Raw genomic sequence first — 15,875 nt, forward strand, 5'->3', positions numbered from 1 at the left:
TGACCCACGCGCTGCGCGCGTGGCTTTGTCAGAAGGTCATCCCCGCGCAGGCGGGGATCCAGCGCCTTCAAGCTCCAAAAAAAGCCCGCCGCAAGGCGGGCTTTTTCTTTGCGCGTCCGAATCTCCCGGACAAAAAAACGGCCCCTTGCGGGGCCGTAAGGTGCATTCACACCGAGGAGATTCAGAACTTCTGCGAGTAGCGCATGTAGAAGAACTGGCCAGGCACTTCGTACTGCGGGTCGTAGCTGTTGGCCGACGCAGTCGCCGAGCGCGGCGGATCGCGATCGAAGAGGTTGTTGATGCCCACCGTGATGCGCGCGTTCCAGGGAACGTTCACGAAGGCGCTGACGTCGGTGTAGGTCACGCTGGGGATCTTGTTCTCCGGTCGCGCGCCGGCCGCGGTAATGCGGCCCGGATCCGAACACAGCAACGGAATCTGCGTCGACGACACCGACAGCGTTGCGCAACTCTCCGTCTGGCTCGAGTAGTAGCGCAGGTTCGCTGTCAGGCCGTAATCGCCGTACGTCCAGTTCGTTGCGAGATTGGAACGGATGCGCCAGTGGTTGTCGCGATTCCTGTACTCACCGACGCGGTTTCCGCCCTCTCCCGACACCGGATCGTCCGACACCACGCCGTCGCCGTTGACGTCGACGTTGAACTTGGTCATGTACGTGCTGTCCCAGGCGAACCCGAGCTTGCCGAACTTCGTCGTCGGCAACTGGTACGCGACGTTGAAATCGTAACCTTCGACTTCGTACGTGCCCACGTTCAAAGACGTGACGTGCAGGTTGGAGATCTGGCCATCGCTCGCACGCTGCGTGAGCGCACACGCCGATGGATCGCGGGCGAGGTAGCAGCGGTTCAGCACTTCCTGAGCGGTCTGGCTGAAGATCGCGTTATCAATCCTGACATTCCACCAGTCCAGGGCAATCCCGAGGCCCTCGACGTAGCTCGGGCTGTAGACGAACCCAAGCGTCTTGCTGATCGAGGTTTCCGGACCCAGCTTCGAGTTTCCGCCGTTGGTCGTGCGGATCTGAGGATTGGCCTGATCGTAGGCGGGGACACCGGCGCAGGACGCAGGCGGCCGCTGGGCAGTTCCCCCGACGATGCCTGCGCACGGATCGCCGACACGTTCGAACGTGTCGCTGACACCCGAGTACAGCTCACTGATAGACGGCGCGCGGAACCCCTCGCTGTAGTTACCGCGCAAGAGCAGGTCGTCGAAGGGCTTCCACTTGAAGCCGAACTTGCTGTTGAGCGTGCCGCCAAACGTGCTGTAGTCCGAGTAACGCGTCGCGGCATTGACCTCAAGCAACCTGGCGCCCGGAAGGTCCGCCAGCAACGGCAAATTCAACTCCAGATAGGCTTCGTCCACGCTGTAGCCGCCGGACGTCGCGTTGCGGTTGTTGCCGGTGCTGTTGCCAGACGCGGTGATCGGATCAGGCTGGTCGAAGCCGGATTCGGTGCGATGCTCGGCGCCGAAGGAGAAGGCAGCCTTGCCTCCCTGGAGCGGGAACAGCTCGCCGCCGATGTTGGCGTAGTAGTTCTTCAACGTATAGCCGAAGCTGTTGATGCCGGTGAAGCTTGCGTACTGCAGCATGTCCTTGGTGAGGGTACCGGCACCAAGGAAGTTCAGCGGAACACATCCGGAAATCTCCGCGCCCGGCGCGCCGCAGTGCGCCACGCCACGCGCGTCGCGGAACGACGGGCCCAGGCCGTTGCGCAGCGCGCGCACGTCGAACAGACCGGTTTCGGTGTCCTTCTGGTTGTTCTCGCCGTAAAGGTAGCCTGCCTCCCAGGAGTACAGGTTTTCGCCGGCCTGGAAGTCGCCTTCGAAGTTGCCATTGAAGGCGAAGGTGTTGACGTCCTGGCGAAAGAGGCGACCGTTGGTCTCGGTTGCGCGGCGCTGGATATAGCTGAGGTCGCGCCCATAAGGGTTATAGATGCTCCTGGAGCTGACGACGATGTTCTCGGCCAGCGAACCGGGGCTGCTGCGACCAAGGACCAGCGGGCCAGCAGCCAGTAGCTGGGCCGATTCGCGTTCGTTGTAGGTCGTGGCGACCTTGAACCGGACGTTGTCGGTCACGTTCAGCGTGCCGCTCGCGAACAATGAGGTCCGTTCCTGCGGCGTGCGCAGGTAGTTCGACGGCGCGAAGTTGTATGAGTCAGCCGTTGTGTAGGGACGCCAGTCGCGCGGCCCGGGTCCTGTCGCGACCAGGTAGCCTGGCTTCCCGTCGGGACGTACCGCGGTTGCATTGCCGTTGCTGGAACCGAGGATGCCAAAGCGGCCGGCGGGCGTGCTCGAACTGTTGCCGGTTCCCGGAGTGGCGCCATAGAACGGTGTCGCGGAGATCGCGCGATCTCCGGCGAAGACCGGCTCCTCCTTGACGTAGCCGACACCCAGCATCGCGCTCCAGCGGTCACCGGAGGACCCGATAGTGAAATCGTAGGCCTGGCGAGTGCCATCGCCCTTGTCGTATTGCCCGAAGTAGGCGTTGGCTTCGGCGCCATCGAAGTTCTTGCGCAGGATCACGTTGACGACGCCGGCGATGGCGTCGGACCCGTAGATCGTCGAGGCGCCGTCTTTCAGGACTTCGATGCGCTCCACTGCCGCTGTCGGAATCGTATTGAGGTCGACCGCGCCGCCAAGCCCTGTTCCGCCTACCCAACGCTTTCCGTTTACCAGTACGAGAGTGCGCTCGGGGCCAAGATTGCGCAGGCTGACGCGACTCTCGCCATTGCCGCCATTGTTGTAGCTGGAATTGAGCGTCGAGCCGCTGGCGCTGATGCGCTGGATCACATCACCGATCGTCGTCAGCCCCTGTGCGCTGATCTCCTCCCGGTTCAGCGAGAAGATCGGCTGCGATGTCTCTATGTCCGCGCGCTTGATGCGCGATCCGGTGACTTCGATCTTGTCGAGCGTCTTGGCGCCCTTTTCAGTTGTTTCCTGTGCGCCGGCGAGTGCCGGCGCCAAAGCGATCGCGATGCTTGCCGGCAGGATGCCGGCGCGCACCGCGGTGCGCAGGTTGCGGTGTTCCATGTATGACTTCTCCGGGGGGCTGTTATCGACGCGTTAAACGCGTACCAACCTTATTCCGGAGTTTTTGATCACGTTTTCCCGCATCGACCTGACCGTTCCGCCCGTTGCGCCACCGTCTTTTGCGCCGGAAACGCGTCGCCTTTGCAGCACAAGGTCGGCGTCACGTCGCGCAGCACGGTATTCCGAAGCGGTCATGCCGAACCGCGCGCGGAAGCTTCTGGCGAAGCTGCAGCTGTTGTCGAAACCACTGGCGGCGCCGACTTCGCCGATCGTCATCAGGGTGGACGCAAGCAGGCTGGCGGCGTGATCCAGACGCATGCGCGCTGACGCTGCCAGTGGACTTTCTCCATACAGCTTGTGGAACAACTTGGAGAAGTACCAGGTCGAGAAGCGCGTGCGTTCGGCAAGTTCACTGATGCGGACGATGCGGTGGCAGTGCCCCTCCAGGTACAGGCTGGCGCGCTGCATGCGCTCGAACACCTGCCGCTTGCGTCCGAGCGACGCGCCCGGGCACAGGCCCAGGCGATCGCCGTACTCGGACTGGACCTCCTGCAGGAACAGCAGCATCGAGCGCAATGGCGCCTGGATGCGGCCACTGCGGCTGTCGTTGTCGATGTTGCGCGAGGCCCGGTACCACATCCGCGCCACCAACCTGGCCTGCTCGGGTTTGAGACGTCCGCGCCCCACGTAAAGACCAAAGTCGGAGAAGCGGCTCATCGCGCGCAGCGCGTCCTCGGCGATGGTGAGGCCGATGCAGATGCCGTTCTGGTCGGGCTGGATCTGCGGCATCGAATCCTTCGCGAATGCGATCCAGTCACCGGTGCGAAGGTAGAACCGGCCTTCCTTGGCTTCCACCCACGAGCCAGCCCGCATCTGCACCCAGATCGAGAGATCCTGGCTCGTCAGTTCCACGCTACCCATGCGCGAGGCACCGACGCACCGTGCCCATTGGCCTTCGGCCGGACCAATCCGCAACAGCTGACCGCGATCCGCCCACTTTGTTCGTTCCATAAGACCTGACTTACGTGTGAGGGCATTCAGGCTCACTTGGCGTGACCAATGAGTACATAAGAAACTTCTTAAAGTGACCGCCACGATGTGCCAGGTGGCACAGGCAGATCCCGCACGCGCGTCCGATCGCGCGTGGCGACGGCGATGCCGCCATCACACGCGCATGCTCCAATGCCGCCATGCCCTTCGACCTGCACGCCGGCTACTGGCTGTTCTTCCTGGACTGGCTGATCCGCCTGGCGGCCCTGGCCTGGATTCCGGTGCGCAGCCCGCCGGCGGCCGCGCGCAGCTGGCTGCTGCTGGTCGGCTTCGTCCCCCTGCTCGGGTTGCCGTTGTACCTGGTGCTCGGCCATCCGTGGCTGGCGCGGCAACGACGCGAGCGCCAGGCGCTGGCATCGGCAGTGATCCGCGAGCGCCAGGACAGCCTGCGCGAATGGCGCTGGCTACCACCGGGCGGTGAAGGCGACGCCAGCGCGGACATTCCACGGCTTGCCGAACGCCTGGGGGACTTCATGCCCACCCATGGCAATGGCATCGAACTGCTCGACGACTACGAACACTCACTGGCAGCGTTGCTCGCGGACATCGATGGGGCTCGCGAGGAAGTGCACCTGCTCTACTACCTGATGTTCGACGACCGTGTCGGCAGCGCGGTCGCCGACGCGCTCAGGCGCGCCGCGTCGCGCGGTGTGCGCTGCCGGTTGCTGCTCGACGCGGTCGGTGCCAAGCCTGGCTTGCGCGCGTTCGCCAAGCCGTTGCGGGAGGCCGGCGTCGATGTCCGCGCGATGCTCGCCGGGGGACTGGCCTGGCGCAGTCTGTCGCGCATGGACCTGCGCAACCATCGCAAGCTGGCTGTGATCGATCGCCGCGTGGGGTATGTCGGTTCGCAGAACCTGGCCGAGCCGGGGTTCGTCCCGGGTTGCCCCAATCGAGAACTGGTCGCCCGCGTGATGGGTCCGGCGGTGCGGCAGATGGCGGGGCTGTTCGCCAGCGACTGGCTGATCGAGACCGGCGAGCGCCTGACCGCCGATGGCGACTACGCCGGTACCGGTGCCGCGCCCGCGCAACTGTTGCCGGGCGGGCCGGCGTATCCATTCCAGAATGCGCGCAACGTCGTGGTCGCGCTGATCCAGCACGCGCGCCGGCAAGTCGTGCTGACCACGCCCTACTTCGTTCCCGACGATGTGACACTCGGCGCACTGCACCTGGCCGCGTTGTCGGGCGTGCAGGTGCAGCTGGTGCTGTCGCGGAGCAACAACCAGAACCTCACGCGCTGGGCGCAGCGGTCCTACTACGAGGAATTGCTGGAGGCCGGCGTCCGCATCGCGCTGTACCGGCCGCACTTCCTGCATGCCAAGCACCTCAGCGTCGACGAGGACATCGCCCTGATCGGTTCGATCAACCTCGACATCCGCTCCTTCGCGCTCAACGCCGAGGTCGGGCTGCTGTGCTACGACCGCGCCGTGGTCGAGCGCCTGCGTGGCATCGAGGCCGAGTACCTGGCGGACTCGGAGATCCTCGAGCTGGCGTCGTGGCGGGCGCGGCCGCGCTGGCGGCGCAGCGTGGAGGGGATTTCGCGGCTGGCGGACTCGCTGATCTAAGCGAGGTCGTTCCATTGCGCACTCAGCGGTTCAGCTCCCACTAGTCGAAAGCGGACCGAGTTGACGTAGGTCGGGCAACTGGTGTCCAATCTGGGCACCACCCCGCCCTCGCCGTCGTCATTGAGTTGGCCCCACGGCTTGGGACGAGAAAACCGCCGCAAGGCGGTTTTTTCATGCCCGCAAGGAAGCCGGCGCATGTTCACCACAACGACCACTGCTGTCTACATCGATGGCTACAACCTGTACTACGGCCGCCTTCGCGGCACTGCGTTCAAGTGGCTGGACGTGGTCGCCCTTTCCGATCGCCTGCTTCGCGAACACGACCCCGCCTCCGAGGTCGCCCTCGTGCGCTATTTCAGCGCGCCGTGCATGGCTCGCTTCGCGAGTCACGGACAGGCTTCGATGCAGGCTCAGCAGGCCTACCATCGCGCTCTGCTGCAGCGGAATCCGCGCCGTCTGACTCTCGCACTTGGCACCCATTCCGTGGATCAAGGCGGGACCCTGGTTCCTCGTTACGTCGCTGGCTCGCCTTATGACCGCAATGACCGTGTTCGAGTCTGGAAGATTGAAGAGAAGCAAACGGACGTGAACCTGGCGCTGGCCATGTACCGCGACGCCTGTTCCGGGAGATTTCAGCAGCAGGTGATCTTCTCGAACGACAGCGACGCCGAGCCGGTCCTACGTGCGGTGCGTGCGGACTTCTCCGAGCTGACGGTAGGTGTGGTAACCCCACGTCACGCGCCCGACGGCATGCGAGGGCACCGCAACGCGCTGACCTCGCTAGCGGCGCATGCTCATTGGACGCGGCACCACCTGCGCGATGACGAGCTGGAGGCCTGCCAGCTGCCATCGCGCGTACCCACCCGCAAGAAGCCCATCGACAGGCCGCCGCACTGGTGAGGATGGTTTGCGTTACTGCGAGCGCCTTACCGGCGGCCGGCGGCCCGGCGCACACAGACTAAAGTCTCGCCGCAGGGACGACAGCGCCGCGCCCGGCGTTCTACACTCGCCCCGTTAGACAACGTGTTGGACAACGCGAGGCGCGCCGTGATCCCAGGCTGGATTCTGCTGCTGGTGTCGGCCGGTTATGTCGGCGTGCTGTTCGTGGTCGCCTATTACGGCGACCAGCGCGACTTCACGCCCAAGGCGCGCTGGATGCGGCCGGCCGTGTACTCGCTGGCGCTGGCGGTGTACTGCTCGTCGTGGACGTTCTACGGCGCGGTGGGCACGGCGGCCCGCACCGGGATGGGCTTCCTGCCGATCTACCTGGGTCCGCTGCTGATGCTGGCCTTCGGCTGGCGCATCCTCGAGCGGCTGGTGCTGATTTCGGGTCAGAACCGCATCGTCTCCATCGCCGATTTCCTGTCCTCGCGCTACGGTCGCGCGCCCGGGCTGGCGGCGCTGGTGGCTTCGGTGGCGCTGACCGCGGCCGTTCCGTACGTCGCCCTGCAGTTCAAGGCGGTGGCGATGAGCGTGGAAGTGCTGGCCGGCGTGCCCAGCAATGCCGGCCTGCTGCACGACCCGGCGTTCTATGTCGCCCTGCTGCTGGCGGTGTTCGCGATCCTGTTCGGCACGCGCCAGATCGATGCGACCGAGCACCATCGCGGCATGGTGCTGGCGGTGGCGCTGGAATCGCTGGTGAAGCTGCTGGCGTTCCTGGCGATCGGCCTGTTCGCGCTGTTCCACCTGCCCGGCTTCGGCTCGCTGCCCGAACGCATGGTGCAGGCGGCCAGTGTAGTAACAGCACCCGGCGTGCCGGCCGGCTTCGTCGCCCAGACCCTGCTCGCCTTCGCCGCGATCGTCTGCCTGCCGCGCCAGTTCCACGTCGCAGTCGTCGAATGCCAGGATCCGTCCGACCTGCGCTCGGCACGCTGGATGTTCGGCGGCTACCTGGTGCTGATCTCGCTGCTGGTGGTGCCGATCACGCTCACCGGCCAGGCCCTGCTCGCCGGCACCGGTGCATCGCCGGACACTTACGTGCTGGCGCTGCCGCTGGCGCTGAAACAGGATTCGCTGGCGCTGATCGTCTACATCGGCGGTTTCTCGGCCGCCACCGGCATGGTCATCGTGGCCAGCGTCGCCCTGGCGACGATGGTCAGTAACGACCTGATCGTACCGCTGCTGCTGCGCAGCGGCGCGTTGCACGAAGGCCAGGGCATCGGCCGCCAGGTGCTGTGGGTGCGGCGCATCACCATCGTCGCGCTGGCGATGATGGCGTACGCGTATCACCGCGGCTCGGCCTATTACGGGCGTGCCGGTGAGGACACGCTCGCCCAGCACGGCCTGCTCGCGTTCGCTGCGGTCGCGCAGTTCGCGCCGGCGCTGATCGGCGGGCTGTACTGGCGCGGCGCCAGTCGCTCCGGCGCCTTCGCCGGCCTGTTCGCCGGCACCGTGCTGTGGCTGTACACGCTGCTGCTGCCGGCGCTGGCGCGCGGTGGGTGGTTCGGCTCGGGCTGGCTCGAGCATGGCCCGCTCGGCGTGGCCTGGCTGCAACCGGAGCAGCTGTTCGGCCTGCACGGCTGGGACCCGCTGACCCATGGCACGTTCTGGTCGCTGCTGTTCAACGTCGGCGTGTTCCTGTTCGTGTCGGTGCGACAACGACCGCGCCTGCAGGAACAGTTGCTGGCATCGCCTTACCTCGACCCCTACGTGCAGCGCCCCGCGCTCGGCCCGGGCGGCTGGGCCGGCAGCGTGCGCGGCAGCGAACTGCTGGCGTTGGCCGAGCGCATCGTCGGCGAGCGCCACGCCCGCCGCGCCTTCGAGGAGTACGCGCAGCAGCAGGGCCACCCGTGGCAACCCGCCCAACCCGCCGACCGCGCGCTGGCGCAGTTCACCGAGCGCCTGCTGGCGTCGGCGATTGGTGCGGCCTCGGCGCGACTGACCCTGACGACCGCCCTGCGCGGTTCGGGCATGGAGCTGGGCGAAGTGGTCGCGCTGCTGGACGAGGCCAACCAGGAACTTCGCTTCAACCGCCAGATCCTGTCGACGACGCTGGAGAACATCAGCCAGGGCGTCAGCGTGGTCGATGCCGAGATGCGTTTGGTGGCGTGGAATCGCCGCTACCAGGAGCTGTTCGAGTATCCCGACGGCATGCTCTACGTCGGCCGCCCGGTCAGCGACCTGATCCGCTGGAACGCCGAGCGTGGCGAGATGGGCCCGGGTCCGACCGAGGCACAGGTGCAGCGCCGGCTCGCGCACCTGCGTGCCGGCGCGCCGCACGTGTTCGAGCGCGTGCGCGCCAACGGCCAGGTCATCGAGATGCGCGGGCGGCCGCTGCCCGGCGGCTACGTCACCACCTACAGCGACGTGACCGACTACAAGCGCGCCGAACAGGGACTGCGCGAAGTGAACGAGACGCTCGAACAGCGCGTCGAACTGCGTACTCGCGAAGCCGAATCGGCGCAGCAGTCGAAGACGCGCTTTCTTGCCGCGATCAGCCACGACGTGCTGCAACCTCTCAATGCGGCGCGGCTGTTCGCCAGCGCCCTGCGCGAGACACCGGAGCCGGCCGAGCAGGCTCGCCTGGCCGAACGCGTCGACGCATCACTGCGCGCGGCCGAAGACCTGCTCGACGGCCTGCTTGATATTTCGCGCCTGGATGCCGGCGCCCTGCGCGTGGAAATCGTCGACTTCGATGTCAACGAGCTGCTGCGCGAACTGGTTGCGCAGTACGCGCCGGTTGCGTCCGGCCGTGGGCTGCAGTTGCGCGTGCGCGCGCCGGATCGGCCGCGACCTGTGCGCAGCGACCGCCGCCTGCTGCGCCGCGCCCTGCAGAACTTCCTGGCCAATGCTCTGCGTTACACGCGCGAAGGTGGCGTGCTGATCGCCGCACGCGTGCGCGAAGGCGCGGTCGAGCTGCAGGTCTGGGACACCGGCCCCGGCATTTCCGAGTTCCACCTGGCACAGATCTTCGACGAGTTCCGCCGCTTCGATACGCCGGGCGCCGGTGGCGAGCGCGGCCTCGGGCTGGGCCTGTCGATCTGCCAGCGCATCGCGCGCACGCTCGAGCATCCGCTGCGCGTGCGTTCGCGGATCGGGGTTGGCAGCGTGTTCTCGATCACCGTGCCGTTCGGGCGGGCGATGTACGCCGCGCCGCTGCCGGAGCCGCACCTGATGGTCGGCGGCGACTCACTGGCCGGCCTGCGCGTGCTGTGCGTGGACAACGACCGCGAGATCCTCGACGGCATGCGCAGCCTGTTGCAGCGCTGGGGCGTGACGGCGCTGACCGCTGCCAACGCCGACGAGGCGCTGGCGCTGTTGGTCGAATGCCCGGACGTGGCCCTGGTGGACTATCACCTGCATGACCGGCTCGACGGCCTGGGCGTGATCGACGAACTGCGCGTCCAGTGCGGCCGCAGCCTGCCGGCGGCATTGCTTACCGGCGATGGCAGCGATGCGCTCAAGCTTGCCGCGCGCGAACGCGGCTGCCGGGTGCTGACCAAGCCGGTGAAGCCGGCGTCACTGCGCGCGTTCCTGGCGGCGCAGCGGCAGGTGGTGCCGGTGTAGGAGCGAGCTTGCTCGCGATCTGCGATGACGCCGCCGGCCAGGCGGGTCGCGAGCAAGCTCGCTCCTACTGGGGAGCGGCGCGGGTTACACGCCAGATCACGTTGCCTACGTCGTCGGCGACCAGCAGTGCGCCGCTCTTGTCGATCGCAACGCCGACCGGTCGCCCGCGCGCGTTGCCGGCGTCGTCGAGGAAGCCACTGAGCACGTCACGCATCGCGCCGCTTGGCATGCCGTCGCGGAACGGGACGAAGACCACCTTGTAGCCGTTGAGCGGCTTGCGGTTCCACGAGCCGTGCAGGCCGATGAAGGCGCCCTCGGCGTAATCGCTCCCCAGCGCATCACCGCTTGCGAACGTCAGGCCGAGCGGGGCGACATGCGAGCCCAGTGCGTAGTCCGGGCGGCGCGCGGTGGCCACCAGGTCGGGACGCTGCGGCTTCACGCGCGTGTCGACGTGCTGGCCGAAGTAGCTGTAGGGCCAGCCATAGAAGGCGCCGCTGTCGACGCGGGTGAGGTAGTCAGGAACGAGATCGTTGCCAAGCTCGTCGCGCTCGTTGACGACGGCCCACAGCTGGCCACTGCGCGGCTCCCACGCCAGTCCCACCGGATTGCGCAGGCCGCTGGCATAGACGCGCTGGCTGCCGCCGTTCGCATCCAGCTCGAGAACCGCCGCGCGATTGGCTTCGGCGTCCATGCCGTTCTCGGCGATGTTGCTGTTGGAGCCGACGCCTACGTAGAAGCGGCTGCCGTCGGGTGCCGGCAGCAGGCTCTTGGTCCAGTGGTGGTTGAACTTGTCGCCGGCCTTGCCGGGAAGGTCGGCGACTTTCTCCGGTGCCACCGCAAGGCGCGTTTCACCGGCGGTGTAGTGCGCGCGCACGAGTGAGTCGGTGTTGGCGATGTAAAGCGTGTCGCCGACCAGTGCCATGCCGAACGGCGAGCTGAGGTCGCTGGCGTAGACGCTGCGGGTTTCGGCGACGCCGTCGCCGTTGCTGTCGCGCAACAGGGTGATGCGGTTCGGGCTTGGCACCGCGCCGCCGGCGCGCTTCTTCACCGCGCCCATGATCTTGCCCTTGATTCCGCCGATGCCCGAGCGCCCCGGCGGTGCATTGGATTCGGCGACCAGCACGTCGCCGTTGGGCAGTACATACAACCAGCGTGGATGATCGAGGCCGCTGGCGAATGCGGTGACCTTGAGGCCGCTGGCGGCCGTGGGCGTGGTGTTCGCCGCCCATCCTTCGGCAGGCGCGATGTTCACGGTCGGAATGGCCGACGGCGCGGGTTCGGCGATCACCGGATCGGGTCCGGTGTCCTCGCCCGACTTCAGCGAGGCCTGGCCGGCGCACGCAGACAGCGTGGCAGCCAGGCCGAGGCAGGTGGCACGACGCATTGACGGGTGCATCCAACCTCCATTGCCGACTGTGGATCAGCTGCAAGCACTACGCCGGCCGTCGTCGTGCCGGAGTGATAACGGTCCGGGCGCCGTGGCGATCGTTCAGATCTGTCGAGACGGCGTGGAGACGTCTTGGTCGCACGGTCCTGCGGTCAACGCGATGAAGCGGCGCTGCATCTCCTGCGGCGTCACGTCCTCGATGCTGTGGCCGATGTTCCAGCGGTGGCCGAAGGGATCGCGCACGACGCCGGAGCGTTCGCCGTAGAACTGGTCGCGGGCAGGCATCACCACCGTTGCCCCGGCCGATACCGCATGCGCGATCACTTCGTCGGCATTGTCGACATGTACATGCAGGGTCACGCTGCTGGAAGCGGCCGGGTCCGGCGCGAGGATGTCGTACTCGGGATACTCCTCGCACAACATCAGCGTCGTGCCCGCGATCGATACTTCGGCATGGCCGATGCGGCCGCCGGCGTCGACCAGGCGCAGGGTTTCGCTGGCGCCGAAGACATCGCGGTAGAAGTCGATGGCCGATTGCGCATCGCGGACGCACAGGTAGGCAAACAGTTCGCGGGTGGACATGGCGGTCTCGCTGCAGTGGGTGTGCATGGACCTTAGGTCGGGCCGGCGCCCGCGTCTTGAAGGAAATTGACCATGGCTACATGGGCCTGGCCGCGCACCGGCGCCCGCTTGTACGCCTGCGGCGTCATCCCGGACAGCTCGCGGAACTCGCGGTTGAAGTGCGCCTGGTCGCTGTAGCCGGCGTCGATGGCGATGTCGGCCAGGGGCTGGCCGCGCGCGAGCAGCCGCAGCGCATGGCGGAATCGCAGCACACGGGCATAGGCCTTTGGCGCAAGGCCGGTCGCCGCGCGGAAGCGCGCCAGCAGGTGGCGATGGCTCAATCCGCTGGCCTGGGCCAGGGATGCGACGGGGGCGCGCTGCCCGAGGCCCTGCATCGCCTGGGCAATCGCAGGGTGCATCGCCCGCGCCGGGCGAAGGCGCGCGAACAGTGCGCTTTGCATCAGCTCGAGCTGATGCATTTCGTCGTCGCATTCGAGCAGCGCTTCATGAAGCCGGCTTGCGGCGGCGCCCCACAACGCGTCGAGGGACGTGTGGCTGGCAGCCAGTTCGTCGGCATCGCAGCCGAACAGGGCCTGCGTTGCACCCGGTCGCAGGATCACGCCGACCGATCGCGAGGGTTGCGTGGTGTCCTTGACGTAGAAACCGGCGCGCGCGCCAGCCACGACCGCGGCGGATACGGTCTCGCCGTGCAGGTCGCCGGCGTCGCGATACAGGCGCAGCGGGCCATCGAGGCGAATCGCAAGGTGCATGCCGTTGCAGGGGAGCACGTGCTCGCGCGGCGCTGCCGGTTGCACGGGTGCAGCAGTGGCCCAGACCGCTTCTACGTACGGTCGCAGGGCCGGGTGCGGGCGGCGGAGGCTCATGGGGCGGAGAGTACACCCGTGGAGACGAAGGCAAGGGCAACTGGATCCCGGCTGACGGCAGAGGCGACGACGCTGGGTTCCCGCCTTCGCGGGAATGACGGGGTGAGAGGCCGGCTACTCCGCCTCTTCCGGCGGCGGAACTATGGCGCTGGGGTCCAGGGCGAGGCGGCCGGCGATCAGTACGGCCTGGGTGCGGTTGCTCGCGCCGAGCTTGCGCAGGATCGCGGTGACGTGGGCCTTCACCGTCGCCTCCGACACGCCCAGCTCATAGCCGATCTGCTTGTTGAGCAGCCCGGAGCCGAGCATCTGCAACACGCGGAACTGTTGCGGCGTGAGGTCGCGCAGGCGCTGTGCGGCGTCGTGCTCGTCGGCGTGCGCGGCCGGCGCGGACAAGGCCGCCGCCGGTGCCCAGCGGTCGCCATCGAGCACGCGCGTGATCGCCTCGCCGAGCGTCGCCGCGTCGGCCGACTTGGGAATGAAGCCGACCGCGCCGTGGTCGAGCGCGCGGCGCATGACGGTGGGCTCCTCGCGCGCCGACACGACCACGATGGGTAACTGCGGATGCAGCGCACGCAGGTGCACGAGCGCACTGAAACCCTGCGCGCCGGGCATGTTCAGATCGAGCAGCAACAGGTCGGCATCAGGCTCGGCCTCGACCAGCGTGTACAGCGCATCGACGCTGTCGGCCTCGCGCAGTTGCGCTTCAGGCAGCACGCGCGCGACCGCGCCGCGCAGTGCCTCGCGGAACAGCGGGTGGTCGTCGGCGATCAGCAGGGTGGTCATGCGCCTGGGTCAGGGCACGCGACGTTCGTTGACCAGGCTTTCCACGACGCTCGGGTCGGCCAGTGTGCTGGTGTCGCCGAGCTGGTCTGGAGCATTTTCGGCGATCTTGCGCAGGATGCGGCGCATGATCTTGCCCGAGCGCGTCTTCGGCAGGCCCGGCGCCCACTGCAGGTGATCGGGCGTGGCGATCGGTCCGATCTCCTTGCGCACGTGCGCGATCAGTTCCTTGTGCAGCGCTTCGGTCGGAGCCTCGCCGGCGATCAGGGTGACGTAGGCATAGATGCCCTGGCCCTTGATGTCGTGCGGGAAGCCGACCACCGCCGCCTCGGCCACCTTCGGGTGCGAGACCAGCGCGCTTTCGACCTCGGCCGTGCCGATGCGATGACCGCTTACGTTGATCACGTCGTCGACGCGGCCGGTGATCCAGTAGTAGCCGTCGGCATCGCGGCGGCAACCGTCGCCGGTGAAGTACATGCCAGGGTAGGTGCGGAAGTAGGTGTCGATGAAGCGCTGGTCGTCGCCGTAGACGGTCCGCATCTGGCCCGGCCAGGAATCGAGCAGGACCAGGTTGCCCTCGGCCTCGCCTTCGAGCAGCTTGCCGTTGGCATCGACCAGCGCCGGCTGCACGCCGAAGAAAGGCTTGGTCGCCGAGCCCGGCTTGAGGTCGATCGCGCCGGCCAGCGGGGTGATCAGGATGCCGCCGGTTTCGGTCTGCCACCAGGTGTCCACGACCGGGCAACGGGAATCGCCGACCACCTCGTAGTACCAGCGCCAGGCCTCGGGGTTGATCGGCTCGCCGACCGTGCCGAGCAGGCGCAGCGAGGCGCGCGAGGTCTTCTTCACCGGCTCGTCGCCGTCGCGCATCAGCGCGCGGATCGCGGTCGGGGCGGTGTAGAAGATGCTGACCTTGTGGTTGTCGATCACTTCCCAGAAGCGCGACACGCTCGGATAGTTCGGCACGCCTTCGAACACGACCGCTGTAGAACCATTGGAAAGCGGCCCGTAGACGATGTAGCTGTGGCCGGTGACCCAACCGACGTCGGCGGTGCACCAGTAGATGTCGTCGTCGCGCAGGTCGAACACCATCTCGTGGGTGTAGCTGGCGTAAACCAGGTAGCCGGCGGTGGTGTGCAGCACGCCCTTTGGCTTTCCGGTCGAGCCGGAGGTGTAGAGGATGAAGAGCGGATCCTCGGCGTTCATGCGCTCGGGCGCGCACTCTTCCGACTGGCCGTCGACGACGGCGTCGTACCAGCGGTCGCGCGGCATCTGCATGTCGACGGCCGAGCCGGTGTGGCGCACCACCAGCACCGTCTCGACGGTATTGGTGCCCGGCATCTTCAGCGCCGCATCGACGTTGGCCTTGAGCGGCACCTTCTTGCCGCCGCGCAGGCCTTCGTCGGCGGTGATGATCAGCTTGCTGGTGCAGTCGGCGACGCGGTCGGCGATCGAGTTCGGGGCGAAGCCGCCAAACACCACCGAGTGGATCGCACCGACGCGCGCGCAGGCGAGCATCGAGACGATCGCTTCCGGGATCATCGGCAGGTAGATGGTGATGCGGTCGCCCTTGCGCACGCCGAGCGAGCGCAGCGCGTTGGCGAGCTTGCACACGCGTGCATGCAGGTCACGATAGGTGATGTGCTCGGCCGGCTTCGACGGATCGTCCTGCTCGAAGATCAGCGCGGTCTTGTCGCCGCGCTGGGCCAGGTGGCGGTCGAGGCAGTTGACGCTGGCGTTGAGTTCGCCGTCCTCGTACCAGCGGATGTGGAAGTCGTCGAGCTGGAAGCTGACGTCCTTGACCTTCGTGGGCGCCTTGAACCAGTCCAGGCGCTGCGCGACCTTGCCCCAGAACGCGTCGGGCTGGTTCACCGATTCGGCGTACATGCGCTCGTACGCTTCGCGCGTGACCCGCGACTTGGCGGCGAATCCGGGATCGACAGGGTGGACGACGGCGGGGTGGTTCATGGCGTGCTCCGGGACAAGGTTCTGTCGGGGTGTCTGGCGTTGGACGGTCCAGTGTGCCGCATTCACTGTTAAAGCCTCATCCGGCAGGGTGTAGACGATAGTCGTAATTGGCGGTTATCGAGCCTTTCCTACGACCAATG

General features: G+C 66.9%; 10 protein-coding genes. 3 read left to right on the forward strand and 7 right to left on the reverse strand.

The window, feature by feature from the left end:
- Nucleotides 1-181: 181 nt before the first annotated feature.
- A complete protein-coding gene (locus AC3A3Q_RS04975) occupies nucleotides 182-3,040 on the reverse strand; it encodes a TonB-dependent receptor plug domain-containing protein (protein WP_487585165.1) in 2,859 nt (952 codons plus the stop codon).
- A 33-nt stretch (nucleotides 3,041-3,073) separates the two neighbouring features.
- Nucleotides 3,074-3,961 (reverse strand): helix-turn-helix domain-containing protein, encoded by an 888-nt coding sequence (locus AC3A3Q_RS04980; protein WP_487585166.1) that lies wholly within the window; start codon nucleotides 3,959-3,961, stop codon nucleotides 3,074-3,076.
- 269 nt (nucleotides 3,962-4,230) lie between these two features.
- Between AC3A3Q_RS04980 and cls the strand changes: the two genes are divergently transcribed.
- The 3 genes from cls to AC3A3Q_RS04995 all read left to right on the forward strand — a co-directional run bounded on the left by cls (nucleotide 4,231) and on the right by AC3A3Q_RS04995 (nucleotide 10,158).
- Nucleotides 4,231-5,652 (forward strand): cardiolipin synthase, encoded by a 1,422-nt coding sequence (gene cls / locus AC3A3Q_RS04985; RefSeq protein WP_487585167.1) that lies wholly within the window; start codon nucleotides 4,231-4,233, stop codon nucleotides 5,650-5,652.
- A 195-nt stretch (nucleotides 5,653-5,847) separates the two neighbouring features.
- On the forward strand, nucleotides 5,848-6,552 hold the full coding sequence (locus AC3A3Q_RS04990; RefSeq protein WP_487585168.1) for an NYN domain-containing protein: 705 nt from the start codon (nucleotides 5,848-5,850) through the stop codon (nucleotides 6,550-6,552).
- Nucleotides 6,553-6,699: 147 nt separating this feature from the next.
- The gene (locus tag AC3A3Q_RS04995) at nucleotides 6,700-10,158 is read left to right on the forward strand and encodes a PAS domain-containing hybrid sensor histidine kinase/response regulator (protein WP_487585169.1); all 3,459 of its coding nucleotides are present in this window, start codon (nucleotides 6,700-6,702) and stop codon (nucleotides 10,156-10,158) included.
- 64 nt (nucleotides 10,159-10,222) lie between these two features.
- Here AC3A3Q_RS04995 and AC3A3Q_RS05000 read toward each other — a convergent pair whose 3' ends face one another.
- From AC3A3Q_RS05000 to acs, 5 genes are all read right to left on the reverse strand, one after another.
- Nucleotides 10,223-11,542, reverse strand: a complete 1,320-nt coding sequence (locus tag AC3A3Q_RS05000) for a PQQ-dependent sugar dehydrogenase (protein WP_487585170.1) — start codon at nucleotides 11,540-11,542, stop codon at nucleotides 10,223-10,225.
- Between the two features lie 105 nt (nucleotides 11,543-11,647).
- Nucleotides 11,648-12,127 (reverse strand): VOC family protein, encoded by a 480-nt coding sequence (locus AC3A3Q_RS05005; protein ID WP_487585171.1) that lies wholly within the window; start codon nucleotides 12,125-12,127, stop codon nucleotides 11,648-11,650.
- A 32-nt stretch (nucleotides 12,128-12,159) separates the two neighbouring features.
- On the reverse strand, nucleotides 12,160-12,990 hold the full coding sequence (locus AC3A3Q_RS05010) for a helix-turn-helix transcriptional regulator (protein WP_487585172.1): 831 nt from the start codon (nucleotides 12,988-12,990) through the stop codon (nucleotides 12,160-12,162).
- 114 nt (nucleotides 12,991-13,104) lie between these two features.
- Complete coding sequence (locus tag AC3A3Q_RS05015) at nucleotides 13,105-13,773, reverse strand: response regulator (RefSeq protein WP_487585173.1); 669 nt, start codon at nucleotides 13,771-13,773, stop codon at nucleotides 13,105-13,107.
- A gap of 9 nt (nucleotides 13,774-13,782) precedes the next feature.
- Entirely contained in the window at nucleotides 13,783-15,735 is a 1,953-nt protein-coding gene (gene acs, locus AC3A3Q_RS05020; RefSeq protein WP_487585174.1) for an acetate--CoA ligase, read from the reverse strand.
- Nucleotides 15,736-15,875 lie beyond the last annotated feature (140 nt).

Source organism: Lysobacter sp. Soil_C_59 (assembly GCF_057656415.1).

Coding starts and splice junctions, on each gene's coding strand:
- AC3A3Q_RS04975 (WP_487585165.1), bottom strand. CDS start 3,040: ATGGAACACCGCAACCTGCGCACCGCGGTGCGCGCCGGCATCCTGCCG.
- AC3A3Q_RS04980 (WP_487585166.1), bottom strand. CDS start 3,961: ATGGGTAGCGTGGAACTGACGAGCCAGGATCTCTCGATCTGGGTGCAG.
- cls (WP_487585167.1), top strand. CDS start 4,231: ATGCCCTTCGACCTGCACGCCGGCTACTGGCTGTTCTTCCTGGACTGG.
- AC3A3Q_RS04990 (WP_487585168.1), top strand. CDS start 5,848: ATGTTCACCACAACGACCACTGCTGTCTACATCGATGGCTACAACCTG.
- AC3A3Q_RS05000 (WP_487585170.1), bottom strand. CDS start 11,542: ATGCGTCGTGCCACCTGCCTCGGCCTGGCTGCCACGCTGTCTGCGTGC.
- AC3A3Q_RS05005 (WP_487585171.1), bottom strand. CDS start 12,127: ATGTCCACCCGCGAACTGTTTGCCTACCTGTGCGTCCGCGATGCGCAA.
- AC3A3Q_RS05010 (WP_487585172.1), bottom strand. CDS start 12,990: ATGAGCCTCCGCCGCCCGCACCCGGCCCTGCGACCGTACGTAGAAGCG.
- AC3A3Q_RS05015 (WP_487585173.1), bottom strand. CDS start 13,773: ATGACCACCCTGCTGATCGCCGACGACCACCCGCTGTTCCGCGAGGCA.
- acs (WP_487585174.1), bottom strand. CDS start 15,735: ATGAACCACCCCGCCGTCGTCCACCCTGTCGATCCCGGATTCGCCGCC.